Genomic DNA, 14,913 nt, shown 5'->3' with positions numbered 1-14,913 from the left:
CTTAGGCCATCAACCAGCAGAAAGGAGCCATCATGGCCTTCGCAGAAAAGCTCATTGCTGTCCGTCGCGCCCATCACCTTACCCAAGAGCAACTCGCCGCCAAGCTCTTCGTCACACGCCAAGCCGTCAGTCGTTGGGAGCGCGGCGAGGTCACACCGGGCATCGACATGATGAAGCTCATTGCCGCCGTGACCGGCGAGCCCCTGTCTCACCTGCTCGAAATGCCCGAGCACTACTGCCAGAGCTGCGGCATGATACTCACGCCCGACGACTGCGGCACTGATGCCACGGGCGCCATGACCGACCATTACTGCAAGTGGTGCTACGACCACGGCCAGTACACCTACGAGACCACGATGGAGGCAATGATCGAGGACTGCGCTCCGCGTCTGGCGCAAAACACCGGCATGTCGCTCGACGAGGCCGTCTCGCTCATGGGCGCCGTTCTGCCGCAGCTGGAGCGCTGGCGCACCGTGCAGGAAAACGAGGAGCGCTACGGTGCCGAAGCACGGGCGCGCTATGGCGATGAGGCCATCGATACGGCAAACGAAGCATTACTGGACATGGATCCCCAGACATGGAACGACATGAAAGAACTTGAACGCGCTATTCTGGGCCAGCTCTCGATTGCCATGGGCGACGGCGATCCAAAGAGTAGCGAGGCCCAAAAACTTGTTGCGATGCATCGCCGTTGGATTGGCCTCAACTGGGGAGCCGAGCCCCAGGACGAAGCGTATCTGGGCCTCGCCCACGGCTATCTTGCCGATCAGCGCTTTGTTGACTACTACGACAAGCCCTGCGGCACAGGCGCCACGGCGTTTCTGGTCCAGGCCATCGAGTCGTCGCTGGCTCGCGCATAGACCGCGGCGGCTTTGGGTATCTCAATCGAAACCTCAACCGATTGGAGACCCATGGCTACTGATCACGAGCTCGTGCTGTACGTTATGACCGGCTGCCCGTATTGCATTAAGGTCAAGCGCTTCCTGGCCGATAACGGCGTGACCATCCCCGAGCGCAATATCTCGACCGACCCCGATGCCGAGCAGACGCTCATCGCCGTCGGCGGCAAGCGCCAAGTTCCCTGCCTGTTCATTGACGGAGAGCCGCTCTACGAATCGAGCGACATCATCGCATGGGTGCAGGAGAACCTGCTCTAGCACTCATTGGGGACGTACTTAAATGAGTAGATAGGGATTCACTTTCTCAACTATATAGAACATGCGTTTGCTTTTATGCTATACTCGCTTCAAGGCATGAGGCTGGTCGAGAGCTCCTGCGGAGGTCCCCAATGACACGCTGGAGCGAGCTCGGTAAGTAAGATCGGTGGTTACCGCACTCGTCCATCTCAGACAGGCTGCGCTCCTGTTCGTCGTCGCCATCAAAGAACGGCACTCACAACCAAACGTTTCCGTTATCCGTGAGTCACACAGGAGTGCATCGTTATGGCAAAAAAGATTCCAACCTTTACGTCCGACACCGTATCAAGCACCTGTTCAGATATCAGCAGGATCGTTGAAGCCAAGAACCTCAATCAAAAGAGCATCGATCATGGGACTTCGCTGGAGGGGGCATTGCTCATCGGGCGTCGTCTCGAACAAGAAACTGCCGGATATTCAATTTCCAACCTCAAAGGACTGCTCTCCCCTGTCGGCAGCCATCTGCACAAGCGCTTTGGTCCCCGCGTGGGACAATCCTATCTCACGCGCTGTATTAAGCTCGCTCGCGCGGTACCCAAGGGCGTGCCTTTTCGGTCAGAGCTTGGCCTAGCTCACTATGAGTCACTCGCTCGCGTCGCAAACGAGAACCTGCGCCTAGAGCTCATGAACGTCGCGGCAGACAACAAGTGGTCCTCATCGCACATCGCGCTTCACGCTAGATACCAGAGTCCACAAGATGCTCCTAGCAACAGGGAATTCCGCGAGCTCATATCGAACCAAGAAGTTTGGCGCTTTGCCCGCGCTTATACAGATGCCTGCGGAATCATTTCACTCGAGAAATTTGTTGAGCTTTACAATTCTTGCGCCCCCAAACCAGTCTCGATATTCGAAGTAAACGAAACCATTTGGAAAATCAGAGACGAGTCGGGGCGCATCGACAACCCCTGCATGTTATCCAAGGACGGAGAGCTGTACCTCATAGCGCCGGAACTAGACGACACGGTCGAAAATAACCCTTATTACTACGACGACTACGGATACTCTTATCGAAAATACGAACGCCATAGCGAGTACACCGAGGAAATGCGTTCGCTACGCGAACGACGCGTTCAGAGCAGGAGGGCAGCTATATTCGCTGGTCATGAACAGCATCCAATCGAAAAACTCGATTATGAGGACGTCGTCTGCGGATATGCCAGCTACACACGGCCTGTTAATAATCTCAAGCTGTATATCTTGAATGATTCTAAGCTGAGCGCCGCAAGCCTTCACGCAAGAGAGGCCGAGTTCGATTTCATCGTGGCAAAGCTCTTGCGTTCTATTGGTCTCAACGGCATGCCGACAGCGCAACAAACAACCGAAGATGCCGAATTTCTATTGATCGTCGTACGACCCGATTTTTACGAACAATCGAAGATATACAAGGTCTCCAAGCTCCTCGCAATAGTCTATGAAAACGCTCCTCTCTGGGAGTTCAACGGACGCTCGCATGCCGAACTTAAAAGCGATGAAGTAGCAGAGCCTCCGGTGCCGACGTTACATCAAAAAGTCCAACCAAAACAGGCTGCTTAACCCTATTAACTGCTTGCATTTTTGTTTACAAAACTGTATACAAAAAGAGAGGCCCTTATGGAGCTCATCGCAATCCACCCCCATGCCCTCAAACACGGGCTGACGGAGACGGATATTACCTGCGCCTGGAACTCCGCTTTCGCATGGTTCAGGCGTGATCTTGAAAATGGAGACATCGATTACGTTCTCGTTGGACTTGATGGAAGAAACCGTCTTATGGAGCTCATCGCTCGATGTTGTCCCGATCGAGATGGCTACATCATTTACCACGCCCTTGTCCCTCCTACGCGCAAGGTGCTCAGAGAACTTGGGATTGATCGATAGGAGGCGCTATGGACGCTCAGCAGCTCGAAAAGATGATGGGGTTTGCTCCCGGAGAACTAGAAAAGGCCGCGGAGGCATACGAAAAAGATGAGTGGCCGAAGGGTCGCACCATCAAGCTGGGAAGGCCGCCAATCTCCGATGAGCCCAGCGTTGTTTTATCGGCACGTGTAGGTGAGTCGGTTCTCGAGGCGTTTGACGCAAAGGCAAAGCGCCACGGACAAACACGCACGGAGCGACTCAGAGAGCTCATTACGCTCGACGCAATGATTGCCTAGTCCCCCCGCCGAGCCCAAACATGTACGCCAGCATCCAAAAGCGTCATTTTTCGACATCATTGGATGCTGGCGTACAGCTTTTAAGAGGCAAGCGGGGCATAGTCATTGGGGACGTTCTTTAATGACTAGTCGTTTAAGAACGTCCAACGACTACATTTAGCCGCAAAAGCGGGCGGCAGACGCGAGCGGCTGCTCGCGAAAGACGCGCTCGACGGCGGCGCGGTATTCGTCGACCTTTTTGGTCTTGCGCACGATCTTGTGAACGTTAGCGGGATTGGCGAAGGCGCATTTGGCGTAGAACCACCACTCCTTCATGCGAAAGACCGCATTGCCGCCAATCTCTTCCGCATATGCCGTAAACAGCGTGTCGTGGAAGCGCTGCAGCTCAGCAGCCGTGGCAGTAGGGCCGCCCTTAACCATGCGAGCCAGCGCGGGGTTCGCAAGCAAGCCGCGCCCCAACATTACGTGACGCGTTCCGGGATAGGCCTCCACCAGCGCATCCATCTCCTCAAGATCAAAGATGTCGCCGTTGTAGGCCACCGGGAACGGCGCCCGCTCCAGCGTCTCGCCGTAAAACTCTTTGCGCGGCGAACCCGCATAGCGGTCCTTTTGCACGCGCGGATGCACGATCAGCTCTGCCAGCGGCATGCGGCAATAGAGGTCAAGCACACGCTCGTATTCGTCGTCGCTTTCCAACCCCAGCCTGGTCTTGACCGACACCGGCAACGGCGAGCGTTCGCACACGTCGCTCAAGAACACCTCGAGCTCGTCGAGATTACGCAAGAAACCCGAGCCCTTCCCCTTGGCTACAACCGTGCCCGAGGGGCAGCCAAGGTTGAGATTGACCTCGTGATAACCCATGTCGGCGAGCACCTGTGCCGCCCACACAAACTCGTCCGCGTTCTTGGACATCAGTTGAGGCACCACGTTCAGCCCCTGGTTATTGGCGGGATCGACCTCTTTAAACGTCTTACCGCCAAAGCGGTTCCCCACGCGCGGCGGCGGCAAAAACGGCGTGTAATAGCAATCGAGCGCACCAAAACACTCCGCATGCACGCGACGGAACACATGCCCGGTAATCCCCTCCATGGGGGCCAGCGATAAAAACATCAACATCCACTCTCAAATCAATGTGACAGAGGGACTGTCCCTTTGTCACATCCTCCCATTCAAACGGTTCAGAAACTCTTCGCAGGCGCGAGAACGCAGACGATATTTTTTCCACACCAGATACGACGCAATGGTGAGCGGCGGCTCAAATGGGACAAAACGCAAATCGCTGCCTTCATCTATCTGCAGCAAGCTTCCAATGCTAACCGCACACGCAGCACCCGAACGCACCAGATGTGACGCGTTGCCGATCAGGTCAAAATGCCCCACAACGTTGAGCTCGTCGACGGTGAAGGCGCCGCTCGCCCACGCTTCTAGGTCCAGCGCCCGATTCGAGGTGCGCGAACTCACCAGCAGCGGCATCTTCGCCACGTCCGCAGGCGTCAGCACGTCAAGCTCACCCCATGGATCGCCCGCGGCGACAACGGCACCGACTCGATCCGCCTCGGGCATACGAATCCATTCGTATTTCTCGATGTTAACGGGCTCCAGCAACAGCGCAAAGTCGAGCAGGCCGCGCTCCAAGCGCTCCTCCACCGCATCGGCGTTGCCGGTATAGAGTTCAATCGTCACTCCGGGATGATCCCGATGCAGCTCTGTAAACGCGTCGAGCACCAGCCGCATCGATTTGGTTTCACCGGCGCCAATGCGGATAACGCCCGCAATGCCAAGCTCCCGATCCGCCAACTCCAGCTCGGTCTGCTCCACCAGCGAGACGATTTCCTCGGCACGTTGACGCAGGCGCATGCCGTCGCTTGTGAGCACGCACGATCGATTGGTGCGCTCAAAAAGCTCGACACCCAGTTCGCGCTCAAGATCGGCAATCTGACGTGACAGCGTAGGCTGCGTCACATGCAGCACATTTGCCGCCTCGGTCATGTTTTCCTCACGCGCCACCGCCAAAAAGTAACGCAACGTCCGTAGTTCCATTGCACCCCCAACTCAGACAAGGTATTCCACTCGCCAGCCATTTGGTATTCGTATACCTAGCTAGTCGATATGAGCAATATACATTATTAACCTATCAACGTACGCTATAGCCATCCCCTCAAAGATAAGGAGAACACCATGCAGTACACGACCCTTGGCCATTCCGGCATTAAAGTCTCTAAACTCTGCCTGGGAGGCATGAGCTTTGGCGAGCCCAGCCCCGACTTTCATCAGTGGACCATCGGACCCGACGACACACGCGCCGTCATCAAACGCGCACTCGACACCGGAATCAACTTTATCGATACCGCGAACTGCTACAGCTTTGGCACGAGCGAAGAGTACATTGGCGCCGCCCTGCGCAATCTGGGAATCGCTCGCGAGAGCGTCGTGCTGGCTAGCAAGGTTCACTTCAACGAGGGCGGCCTTTCCGCCGACGCCATCAAATGCGAGATCGAAGGCTCGCTCAAGCGCTTGGGCACCGATTACCTTGACCTCTACATCATTCACCGCTTCGATTACGACGTTCCCATGGAAGAGACCATGGGAGCACTCAATGACCTGGTACGCGAGGGCAAAGTTCGCGCACTCGGCGCCAGCGCCATGTATGCTTACCAGCTGCACAACCTGCAGATCGTCGCGGGCGACCACGGATGGGCGCCCTTTACGAGCATGCAGTGCCACTACAACCTGCTGTACCGAGAGGACGAGCGGGAGATGATTCCGGTGTGCCGCCAGTTTGACATGGCTCTTACGCCATACAGTCCCATGGCGTCGGGACACCTCTGCCACCCCACGTGGGAAAGCTCGAGCACACGTGGCACCACCGACACGACCATGGCCAACAAGTATGACGATGATCGCGCCATCGACATGCCCGTCATTGAGCGCGTGGCCAAGATTGCCGCCGACCACGACGTGCCGATGTCGAGGATTGCGCTGGCATGGCACTGGGCACGTGGTGTGGCGGCCCCCATCGTGGGCTGCTCCAAGCCCGAGCGCGTCGACGATGCCGTGGCCGCGCTCGACGTAACGCTCTCGCCCGCCGAGATCGAGTTCCTCGAAGAGCTCTATCAACCGCACGCGCTCGTTGGCCCCAAGGCCCGTCCCGGCGAAAAGCCGCTTGCCGGCACCACCAAGGTCAAAACCACAAAGTGATGCCATGGACGACAACATCATCGACGGCCTACGCGACGCCGGTTGCAGCGAAGAGTTTATCGAGCTATACGGCACTGCTGCCAGCGACTGTGCGCGCATTTGCCTACTAAAACGGCATCGCCGCGAATTGCTCAACGATATACACGCGGGGCAACAGAAGCTCGAATGCCTTGACTATCTCATCTATCGGCTACGCAACGCCTCAACCGGATGCTGTTCAAGCCGCTCGGTATCGCGGCCATGAGGCGGCACTTAATAGCACCTCACCATGGCACCAAATACTGCCTCACCATAAAGCCTAAACCGCAGCAACGAAAGGAACTCCAATGACTAAGGCACTTGTGGCATATTTCAGCGCATCGGAACCACGATGGACGTTGCGAGCCGCTTGGCTCGCGTGACGGACAGTGACCTGTTCGCCATTGTGCCCGCCAATCCATACACAAGCGCCGACCTTAACTGGCGCGACAAGCAGAGCCGCAGCACACTCGAGGCTGCCGACCCCTCCTGCCGCCCTGCCATAACCTCTAGAGTGGAGCACATCGAAGGCTACGACACCATCTTTTTGGGTTTCCCCATCTGGTGGTACGTGGCACCGGCGATTATCAACACATTCCTTGAGTCTTACGACCTGACAGGCAAGACGATCGTCCTGTTTGCCACCTCGGGCGGAAGCGGAATGGGCAAAACGGCGTCGGTCCTTAGGGCAAGCGCTCCGGGCGCAAAGATCGTTGACGGCGGCATTCTCAACAACGCAAGCAACGCCAGCCTCGAGAAGTTCGCGGCAAGGTACCTCTAACGCGACAAAGGCCGACAAATCGGCGGCGCGGCGAGCACGATGAAAGCGGCATCATCGAGTGGATATAGGAGCGCCTGCCCTATTCCAAAGTCGCCACCCTAACCTTTCATCCACTCCAAAACATGTACGTCAACATCCAAAGTCAACATTTTTTGACATCTTTGAATGCTGACGTACAGCTTTTTGTATGGACCGGAGAAGGCGCAAATGGCGAACCCATCGAGCCGTCAAGACACTTTAGCCGCATGACCATGCACTCATCGATGGCGGGATTCTCTATACTGAGTCTCATATGACGGTATCGCGCCAAAGGAGAACGCCGTGACCACGTCGCAGATATCCCTGCTCGCGCTCATCTCGGTTGGAGGCATCGGCATCCTGCTTATCGGAATGAGCACGCTCATGAAAGCCGCCGCCCGCAGGAAAGCCAAGGCCTGCACCGCTATGATCATGGGAACGGTCATTGACCACCGCTTTATGGGCGAAGGCAGAATGTATCCCGTTTTGGAGTACACCGTCGACGGCACGCGGTACCACGTGAGAAAACAATTCCGCGGCGTAAAGACCAAAAGCTTGTCGGGACTCCCCGTCCGCACGCAAAGCGCGGCGTACGAAGACGCCAAGGGCTGGTTGCACGTACAGACAGGACCCATCACACGCCTAGATACTCTCGCAGAGCAGCTTTGGCCCCTCGGCAGCCAAATGACTGTGCACTACAACCCCAGCAGCCCAGACAAGAGCTATGTCGAGCGCCCTATCGTGGGCGACTTTGCCACGCTGATGTTTAAAATCGCGGGTATCTTGCTCATCGCGCTGAGTATTTTGCTCTATGTTCTTATCCAGCGCTAGCTCAGACTGATACATCCCGCGCGCCGCGCGCCACAACGACCGCCACGACACCAAGGACCAGCTATGGCAACACTCTCCGAACAAGAACGTAAGCGCATCCAGCGATACTGCATTTGCCCCAAGGTTGCCGGCGCGGCGCTTGCCATGGCATTCGTGCTGCCCTTATCGATCATTCCTTTCGAAATGGTCGACGACATCGTCTTCCATCACGAAGGCTTCCAAGAGACAGGCATGATGACCGCCTTGGTGCTCACCGCCATCGAGCTCGTTATATTCTGCTACTGCGCTCTCGCCCCGCGCTTTGGCATGCGTGGCAAGCAGTGGAAGGAAATGCAGCGCCGGCTCGCCGTCGAGCAGAGCGAGAAAGACCGCTCGGCACAAATCGCAGGCGTTGTTGGCACGCAGGCCGCCGCGCGCCTGCTCAAGAACAGCGACAACGAGACCGCGCGCAACCTGGGCGACGCGGCAGAAGTCGCCGCTGCCGTAGGCGCCGTCGCCACCGCGGCAGACGTGCTTACCGAGAGCTTCGCCAACGCGAAGGCTATGGCAGAGGCCTGTGGCGTACCTATCCCCCATGCAAAAAAGTGGATCGTCGCGCTTGTGGCGCTGCCCCTCGCGATCGTATGCGGCGCCTATATCCCGCAGCTGGCGCAGGGAAACATCGAGATGCAGGAGAACGCCGCGGCCGCGGCTGAGCAGATCGCCATTGCTCGCAAGGCATTAGAGTCCTCATGCGAGTACGTGTCCGCCGATGACCCCTACGAGCGATATCAAGATTACGGCTATCACGTCCGCTGTTATCTGCACGACGGCGACTCCGATGCCCAAAAGACCTATACGTACCTGGATTTTGACAACAAGGGAACGCTCACAGAAGTGAGCTACGCGGCAGAGGTCGACCCCAGCGCGAGCCTTGAGGACAACCTCGCCCGCATCGAGCGCGACCTTGACGAGCTGTTCTCTGCCGTTCAAACCGTAGACGTCAAGACGGTGAGCCCCGAGCTCCTGGCACCGCATAAGCTCCCCGAAGAGTTTAGGCAAACGTTTTTGAACGGCTCGCTCTACGAGAGAATCTCTATCAGGACGAGCGACGACCACATCAAAGCGTATTACTCGTTTGACACGGAGCCCGAGGACGAGTTTGACGAGTACACCCATCCAAGCATCCGTATTACGCTGATGGGTAAAACAAACTAAAAGGCGCAGGAGGGGCCACCCCCTTCCCGCGCCTTTTCATCCAATGTGACAAAGGGACAGTCCCTTTGTCACATTATTCGGAGCGCAGGGCTTCCACGGGGTCTTTCTTGGATGCGCTGCGGGCCGGCAGCAGGCCGGCAACGACCGTCAGCAGCACCGAAATCGCAATGAGCGTCAGTGCATCCTGCACGGGCAGACTCATCAGGTTAGGAACCTGCTTGGCAGCAAGCGCCCAGGCATTAACCGGAAAGCTCACGGCCACTACGACGACAACGGCAAAGACGCCGGCAATGAGGCCTTCGATAAAGGTCTCGGCGTTGAACACGTTGGCCACGTTGCGCTTCGACGCGCCAATCGCGCGCAGGATGCCAATCTCCTTTTTGCGCTCCAGCACGCTGATGTAGGTGATGATGCCGATCATAATGGAGCTCACCACCAGACTGATACTCACAAATGCGATGAGCACCAAGCTGATGGTGTTCACGATGTCGGTCACCGAGCCCATGATGATGCCCATGTAGTCGGTGTACGAGATTGCCTGCTCATCGTGGCCAGCAGCTTTGACCTGCTTGTTGTACGCATCGATGTGATCGAGCACGCGCTCCTTGGCCTCAAAGTCGCGCGGGAAAATCTTGACCGAGATGGGGTCTGCCTCGTCCGCATAGCCCAACGTGGTCAGATTGTTGTCGTAGGTGAGTTTCGAAGCCTTGGCATAGCTCATCATGAGCGAACTCAGGTCCTCGGCGTCCATGTTGAAGTGGATGGCACGAGCAAAGGCGCCCGCATCCACGCGCATGGCGCTCGCCAGGTTGGCAAAACTCGACGACATCTGCGTCGCCATTTGGTCCATGAGTCCTGCCGCACCCGCCTTGAGCTGAGTTGATACCGTCGCCTCAATCTGCTCTCTGATTGCCTTTGTCACCTGATCCATAGCCTGCTGCAAATACGGAGCCAGCTGCTTTTGCACATAGTCGCTCATCGCCTGCTGCAGGCGCTCGGCCAGGGCATCGCCGCCAAGCGCTTTGAGCTGGGCCAGGATTTGCTGGGCTGCCGTATCGCTCTCAAGATACGTCGAGAATGCGGCAGCAAGCCTTGACGCATCCTTAAGATCTTCGGGCGACAGTGCCTTAAACTGATCAGACTGAAGGAAGCCCTCAAACAGCTGATTGGCAAGCGTTCCCACCTGCTGCATTTGCTCGGGCGTGAGCTCCAGACCGTCAAAGATGCCCGAGAAATCCGGGGCCGGCGCCTTGGCCATGATGTCACCGAAGTCGATGTCTCGCCCAACACCCGAAAGGTCAATATCCAGCCCGGACAAATCAAGGCTAGAAAGGTCCATGCCGCCGGCCGCACCCGAGAGCGCAGACGAATCGAGAGAGAACGCGCTCTTCAGCGCCGCCTCGTCCACACTGAACATGCTGCTCAGATCCACACCTTGCTTGGCCTCGCCCTGCAGCTCGTCGAAGGTTTTACCCGTAAAGACATCCGTCTCGGGGTGGGCAAGCTGCTCCTGCACGATCTGCGAATCGGCGGCGCGCTTCATAAGCTGGCATGTCAGCGCATGCGTATAGGCAATGCCCGGAGTCAATGCGCTCGCGTTGGCCGTCTCGTTGGGTCGCACCACGCCCACAATGCGCACGTCAATACCGTCGGCAACTTTGGCCGTCATAAAGTCGGCATCGCCAGACATGTCAGTCCACATGCCGGTCTCTTCATTTTTGCGATAGGCATCGGACGGCGACAGCACTTTAAACGTCGTGGACAGCGCATCGTCGTAGGTAAAGTCGGTGCCGGCCTTGGGCGTCTCGACCTTGCCGTCGGCCGTCATGGCACTGTTAACCAGGTCGTTGAGCTCATCGATATCCAGCGCACCGATGCTGTAGAGCGTGTAGTCACCCACCGTGCCGCGGCTCGAAAGCACCATCACGGCCTCGTTGGCAGACGTAGGCCAATGGCCGGCAACGACATCGTACTGGCTATCGAGCAGGCTCTGGTCGTCAATCATCTCGTTAAAGACCGAGGTTCCCATGGATTCCATGCTCACCGTCGCCGCCGAACTCGCGCCGCCGCTCATGGCCTCGGTCATAGCGTTGGGAACAAGTCGAACGGGCTTCTCGTCACCCTTGCCCGCACGATAGACAACCGGCGTCACGCCATAGCCGTACTGGATGGCATTGACCTCTTTATTGATGCCGTCGCCACCGGCATCGAGCCATGCCTTAAAGCTCGTCATGTCATTGGACTTAACGCTCGCAAACATATCCTTTACGGCCGTGACAACGGAGATCTTATCGGTTCCCTTAGCCTTGCCGCCAGCACTGTCGTCGGACGAATTCACGTTTTCAGGCGAGTCATCATCCGCGGCCCCTTGCCCGCCCATCATGGACGACAGGTCGTAATCCTGTTTGGAAATGGTGAGCGGGTAGCTCGAGAGCGTATCCTCCTCGACCTTTTTGATGTAGCCGTTTACGCCATTGGAAAGCGCCAGAATCGCCGCGATACCGATAATGCCAATCGAGCCCGCAAAGGCAGTCATGGCCGTACGGCCCTTTTTGGTCATGAGGTTTCGAGCAGAAAGCCCCAGCGCCGTCACAAAGCTCATCGAGGTTTTGCGCGTAGGCTTGGCCTCGCGACGCGCGGCATTGGCAACATCAAAGGGGTCGGAATCGTCGGTGATCTTGCCGTCCGCCAGGTTGACGATGCGCGTGGCGTATTGGTACGCCAGCTCAGGATTGTGCGTGACCATGATGACCAGGCGGTCGCGCGCAACGTCCTTAAGCAAGTCCATGACCTGTACGGATGTCGTTGAATCCAAAGCGCCGGTCGGCTCGTCGGCAAGGACGATCTCAGGGTCATTTATCAGGGCGCGGGCGATGGCCACGCGCTGCATCTGCCCACCCGATAGCTGGCTCGGGCGCTTGTTAACGTGCTCGCCCAGGTCGACCTTCTCCAACGCCTCGCGCGCACGCTGGCGACGCTCGGCATGCCCCACGCCCGTGAGCGTCAGCGCCAGCTCCACGTTTTCCAAAATGGTCTGATGCGGAATGAGGTTATAGCTCTGGAACACAAAGCCGATGCGGTTGTTGCGGTAGGCATCCCAATCGCGATCGTGAAAGTCCTTGGTCGAAATACCGTCGATCAGCAGGTCGCCAGAATCAAAGTGGTCGAGTCCGCCGATAACGTTGAGCAGCGTGGTCTTGCCCGAACCCGAGGGACCCAGAATGGCCACGAACTCGTTATCGCGAAAAGCCAGGCTTACGTTGTCGAGCGCCACCTGCGTAAACGACTGCGTAACGTACCTTTTGCAAATTCCTTTGAGCTCCAGCATGGACGGCAACCTCTCCTGCGCAGGCACCCCGCCCGCTCTCCTCCGCCGTTCGTATTCGACGCGTTTGTCTTACTCTATCCCCGTTTTCTGCCGGTACCAGTGAGAAATGTAGGGAACCGCCCCAAATAACGAACGGGACGGCACGCCACGTGGCGCACCATCCCGCACATAACATCGACGATGTGACAAAGGGGCTGCCCCTTTGTCACATTCGGACTTACTGCCCGCTCTTAGCAAGCGCCTGATCGATCAGCTTGTTGAGCGCCTCTCGCTGCTCGGCGGAGTTGATGCCGCCCATGATTGGCTCTCCCACGATGTTGCCGTTCTGGTCGATCACGTAGGTGGTCGGGAACGAGTACAAGTTGGAGGTGAACTTGCCGGCCTCGCTATCCGACTTAAACCAGATGTTCTTGTACGTCACGCCCTTCTTGGAAAGTACGTCCTTGGCGTCTGCCACCTCGTCTTTGTTGCCATCGAGCGTAAAGGAATTAACGCCCACGACCTGGCCGCCCTTCTCGGCAAGCTCCTTGTTGAGCTTCTCCAGATCGCCCAGCTCTCCCACGCACGGCTTGCAGGTGGTAAACCAAAAGTTCATGACGGTGACCTTGTTCTTGGAGAACAGCTCGTCGCTGTTTACATCGTTGCCGTCCAAGTCCTTGCCCTTAAAGCTGGGGAACTTCGTCTCCCCGCTCTCGCCGTTGGTCATGCCTGCGGTCGAGGCATCGACGCTCTCCCCCTCGCCGGGCGTGCTGCCGCATCCGGGAAACTCCTTCTCCAGCGCCATGAGCTTATCCTCGATCTCCTTGACCTGCTGTGCGCCGGCCTTAAGCGTCTTGAGCTCGTCAGCCGTAAACTGATCCTTGGCGCCCTCGATGGTATCAAGCAAAAAGTCGCCGTAGTTCTTGCCGTCCTCAATCATGGGAGTGTCTTTGTTGGCCGCAAGAAACACCTTTTCCCATAGGGCGTTATCGCTCGCAAAGATCTCGTTTTCCTTTTGCAGCAGCTGCTGGTACAGCTCGGCCGCCTCCTCGGCGCTCGACGGCTTTTGCGCTATAAGCTCGGTAATCTGCGCATCGCCGCTCGTGGCATCCTTCGCGTCGCCCTTGGGGGCAGAGCACGCCGCGAGAGTCAGCGCCAGCACGGGCAGCATCAACAAGGCCGCAATTTTTGACAGTTTCATGGTTCCTCCGTTTATATCGAAACTTATATAGGTGCCTATTTGTTTTCGCGGGCTTGCGTGGGCTGCGCGAGCTTGTCGCCCGTCACACCCAGCCCGTAGCGAAAGCTAATAGCATCGACGGGGCACGCGCCCACGCATTTGCCGCAACGAATGCACTCGGCATGGTTGGGCGTACGCGTAACGTCCACGTCCATCTGACACACCTTGGCGCACTTGCCGCACGAGACGCATTTGCACTGGTCAACCTGAATCCCCAGCAACGACACCTTGTTCATGAGCGCATAAAACGCACCGAGGGGGCAGATCCATTTGCAGAAGGGGCGGTAGAACAGCACGCTCAACACCGCAACCGCAATGAGGATCGCGAGCTTCCAGGTAAAGAGCTTTCCCAGCGCGGAACGGATTCCCGTATTCATGATGGACAGCGGAATCGCGCCCTCGAGCACGCCTTGCGGACAGATGTACTTGCAAAAGAACGGGTCGCCCATGCCCACATTGTTGACTACCAGAACGGGCAGTAGCACCACGGCAAACAGCAGCACGGCGTACTTGATGTACGTGAGCGGCTTGAGCTTTTTCGTCGAGAGCTTTTTGCCGGGAATCTTATGCAGAAGCTCTTGCAGCCATCCAAACGGGCATAAAAAGCCGCATACAAAACGTCCCAGCAGCACGCCGATCAGAATGAGTGTTCCGGTGACGTAATACGAAAAGCTGAACTTAGACGAGCCCACCACCGACTGAAACGACCCGATGGGGCACGCACCCGAGGCCGCCGGACACGAGTAGCAGTTGAGCCCCGGCACGCAGACGGCTTTGCCCGCCCCCTGGTAGATGCCTCCCTTGGCAAAGTTAGGCAGGTGAATATTGGTCGCAAGCGTTGCCGCCGCCTGAATCAATCCGCGAAATCTGGTTGATTTTCAATCTCAACGCAACAGTCTGAACGGACCCCGCGTTTCCGCAGCTAGCGCAACGCGGAAATAGCCCCCGGCACCTGGCTATCGCCTCGTTTCCGCAGGTGGAGAGGCTATGGAGGC

Annotated in this window: 14 protein-coding genes and 1 pseudogene; 10 read left to right on the top strand and 5 right to left on the bottom strand. The window is 57.3% G+C overall.

Annotated elements, in window-relative coordinates:
• Positions 1-32 precede the first annotated feature (32 nt).
• The 5 genes from AAAT03_RS05160 (at position 33) to AAAT03_RS05140 (ending at position 3,328) form a co-directional block, all read left to right on the top strand.
• Positions 33-860: a TipAS antibiotic-recognition domain-containing protein gene (locus tag AAAT03_RS05160; RefSeq protein ID WP_349102747.1), complete on the top strand. Its 828-nt coding sequence runs from the start codon at positions 33-35 to the stop codon at positions 858-860.
• Between the two features lie 51 nt (positions 861-911).
• Positions 912-1,157 carry a glutaredoxin gene (locus tag AAAT03_RS05155; protein WP_349102746.1) on the top strand — a complete coding sequence of 82 codons (246 nt, stop codon included), beginning with the start codon at positions 912-914 and terminating at the stop codon, positions 1,155-1,157.
• A 285-nt stretch (positions 1,158-1,442) separates the two neighbouring features.
• Positions 1,443-2,729, top strand: coding sequence for a hypothetical protein (locus tag AAAT03_RS05150; RefSeq protein WP_349102745.1), 1,287 nt, complete (start codon positions 1,443-1,445; stop codon positions 2,727-2,729).
• A 57-nt stretch (positions 2,730-2,786) separates the two neighbouring features.
• Entirely contained in the window at positions 2,787-3,053 is a 267-nt protein-coding gene (locus tag AAAT03_RS05145) for a hypothetical protein (protein WP_349102744.1), read from the top strand.
• Positions 3,054-3,061: 8 nt separating this feature from the next.
• On the top strand, positions 3,062-3,328 hold the full coding sequence (locus AAAT03_RS05140; RefSeq protein ID WP_117655604.1) for a ribbon-helix-helix protein, CopG family: 267 nt from the start codon (positions 3,062-3,064) through the stop codon (positions 3,326-3,328).
• A 156-nt stretch (positions 3,329-3,484) separates the two neighbouring features.
• Here the strand turns inward: AAAT03_RS05140 and AAAT03_RS05135 are convergent, their stop codons facing one another.
• Both AAAT03_RS05135 and AAAT03_RS05130 read right to left on the bottom strand, forming a co-directional pair.
• Entirely contained in the window at positions 3,485-4,438 is a 954-nt protein-coding gene (locus AAAT03_RS05135; RefSeq protein WP_349102743.1) for a tRNA-dihydrouridine synthase family protein, read from the bottom strand.
• Positions 4,439-4,483: 45 nt separating this feature from the next.
• Positions 4,484-5,368 carry a LysR family transcriptional regulator gene (locus AAAT03_RS05130; RefSeq protein ID WP_349102742.1) on the bottom strand — a complete coding sequence of 295 codons (885 nt, stop codon included), beginning with the start codon at positions 5,366-5,368 and terminating at the stop codon, positions 4,484-4,486.
• 138 nt (positions 5,369-5,506) lie between these two features.
• Between AAAT03_RS05130 and AAAT03_RS05125 the strand changes: the two genes are divergently transcribed.
• From AAAT03_RS05125 to AAAT03_RS05105, 5 genes and pseudogenes are all read left to right on the top strand, one after another.
• Positions 5,507-6,526, top strand: a complete 1,020-nt coding sequence (locus AAAT03_RS05125; protein ID WP_349102741.1) for an aldo/keto reductase — start codon at positions 5,507-5,509, stop codon at positions 6,524-6,526.
• A 4-nt stretch (positions 6,527-6,530) separates the two neighbouring features.
• Positions 6,531-6,770 carry a hypothetical protein gene (locus AAAT03_RS05120; protein ID WP_147350670.1) on the top strand — a complete coding sequence of 80 codons (240 nt, stop codon included), beginning with the start codon at positions 6,531-6,533 and terminating at the stop codon, positions 6,768-6,770.
• Between the two features lie 82 nt (positions 6,771-6,852).
• A pseudogene (locus AAAT03_RS05115) lies at positions 6,853-7,325 on the top strand (flavodoxin).
• A 321-nt stretch (positions 7,326-7,646) separates the two neighbouring features.
• A complete protein-coding gene (locus AAAT03_RS05110; RefSeq protein ID WP_349102740.1) occupies positions 7,647-8,174 on the top strand; it encodes a DUF3592 domain-containing protein in 528 nt (175 codons plus the stop codon).
• 63 nt (positions 8,175-8,237) lie between these two features.
• Complete coding sequence (locus AAAT03_RS05105; RefSeq protein WP_349102739.1) at positions 8,238-9,371, top strand: hypothetical protein; 1,134 nt, start codon at positions 8,238-8,240, stop codon at positions 9,369-9,371.
• A 73-nt stretch (positions 9,372-9,444) separates the two neighbouring features.
• Here AAAT03_RS05105 and AAAT03_RS05100 read toward each other — a convergent pair whose 3' ends face one another.
• The 3 genes from AAAT03_RS05100 to AAAT03_RS05090 form a co-directional block, all read right to left on the bottom strand.
• Entirely contained in the window at positions 9,445-12,699 is a 3,255-nt protein-coding gene (locus AAAT03_RS05100) for an ATP-binding cassette domain-containing protein (protein ID WP_349102738.1), read from the bottom strand.
• Between the two features lie 217 nt (positions 12,700-12,916).
• Positions 12,917-13,879, bottom strand: a complete 963-nt coding sequence (locus AAAT03_RS05095; protein ID WP_349102737.1) for a redoxin domain-containing protein — start codon at positions 13,877-13,879, stop codon at positions 12,917-12,919.
• Positions 13,880-13,914: 35 nt separating this feature from the next.
• The gene (locus tag AAAT03_RS05090; protein WP_349102736.1) at positions 13,915-14,775 is read right to left on the bottom strand and encodes a 4Fe-4S binding protein; all 861 of its coding nucleotides are present in this window, start codon (positions 14,773-14,775) and stop codon (positions 13,915-13,917) included.
• Between the last annotated feature and the right edge of the window lie 138 nt (positions 14,776-14,913).

The organism is Collinsella sp. CLA-AA-H167, assembly GCF_040095305.1.
Lineage (GTDB): Bacteria > Actinomycetota > Coriobacteriia > Coriobacteriales > Coriobacteriaceae > Collinsella.
This window is presented reverse-complemented; position numbering and strand designations above follow the sequence as displayed.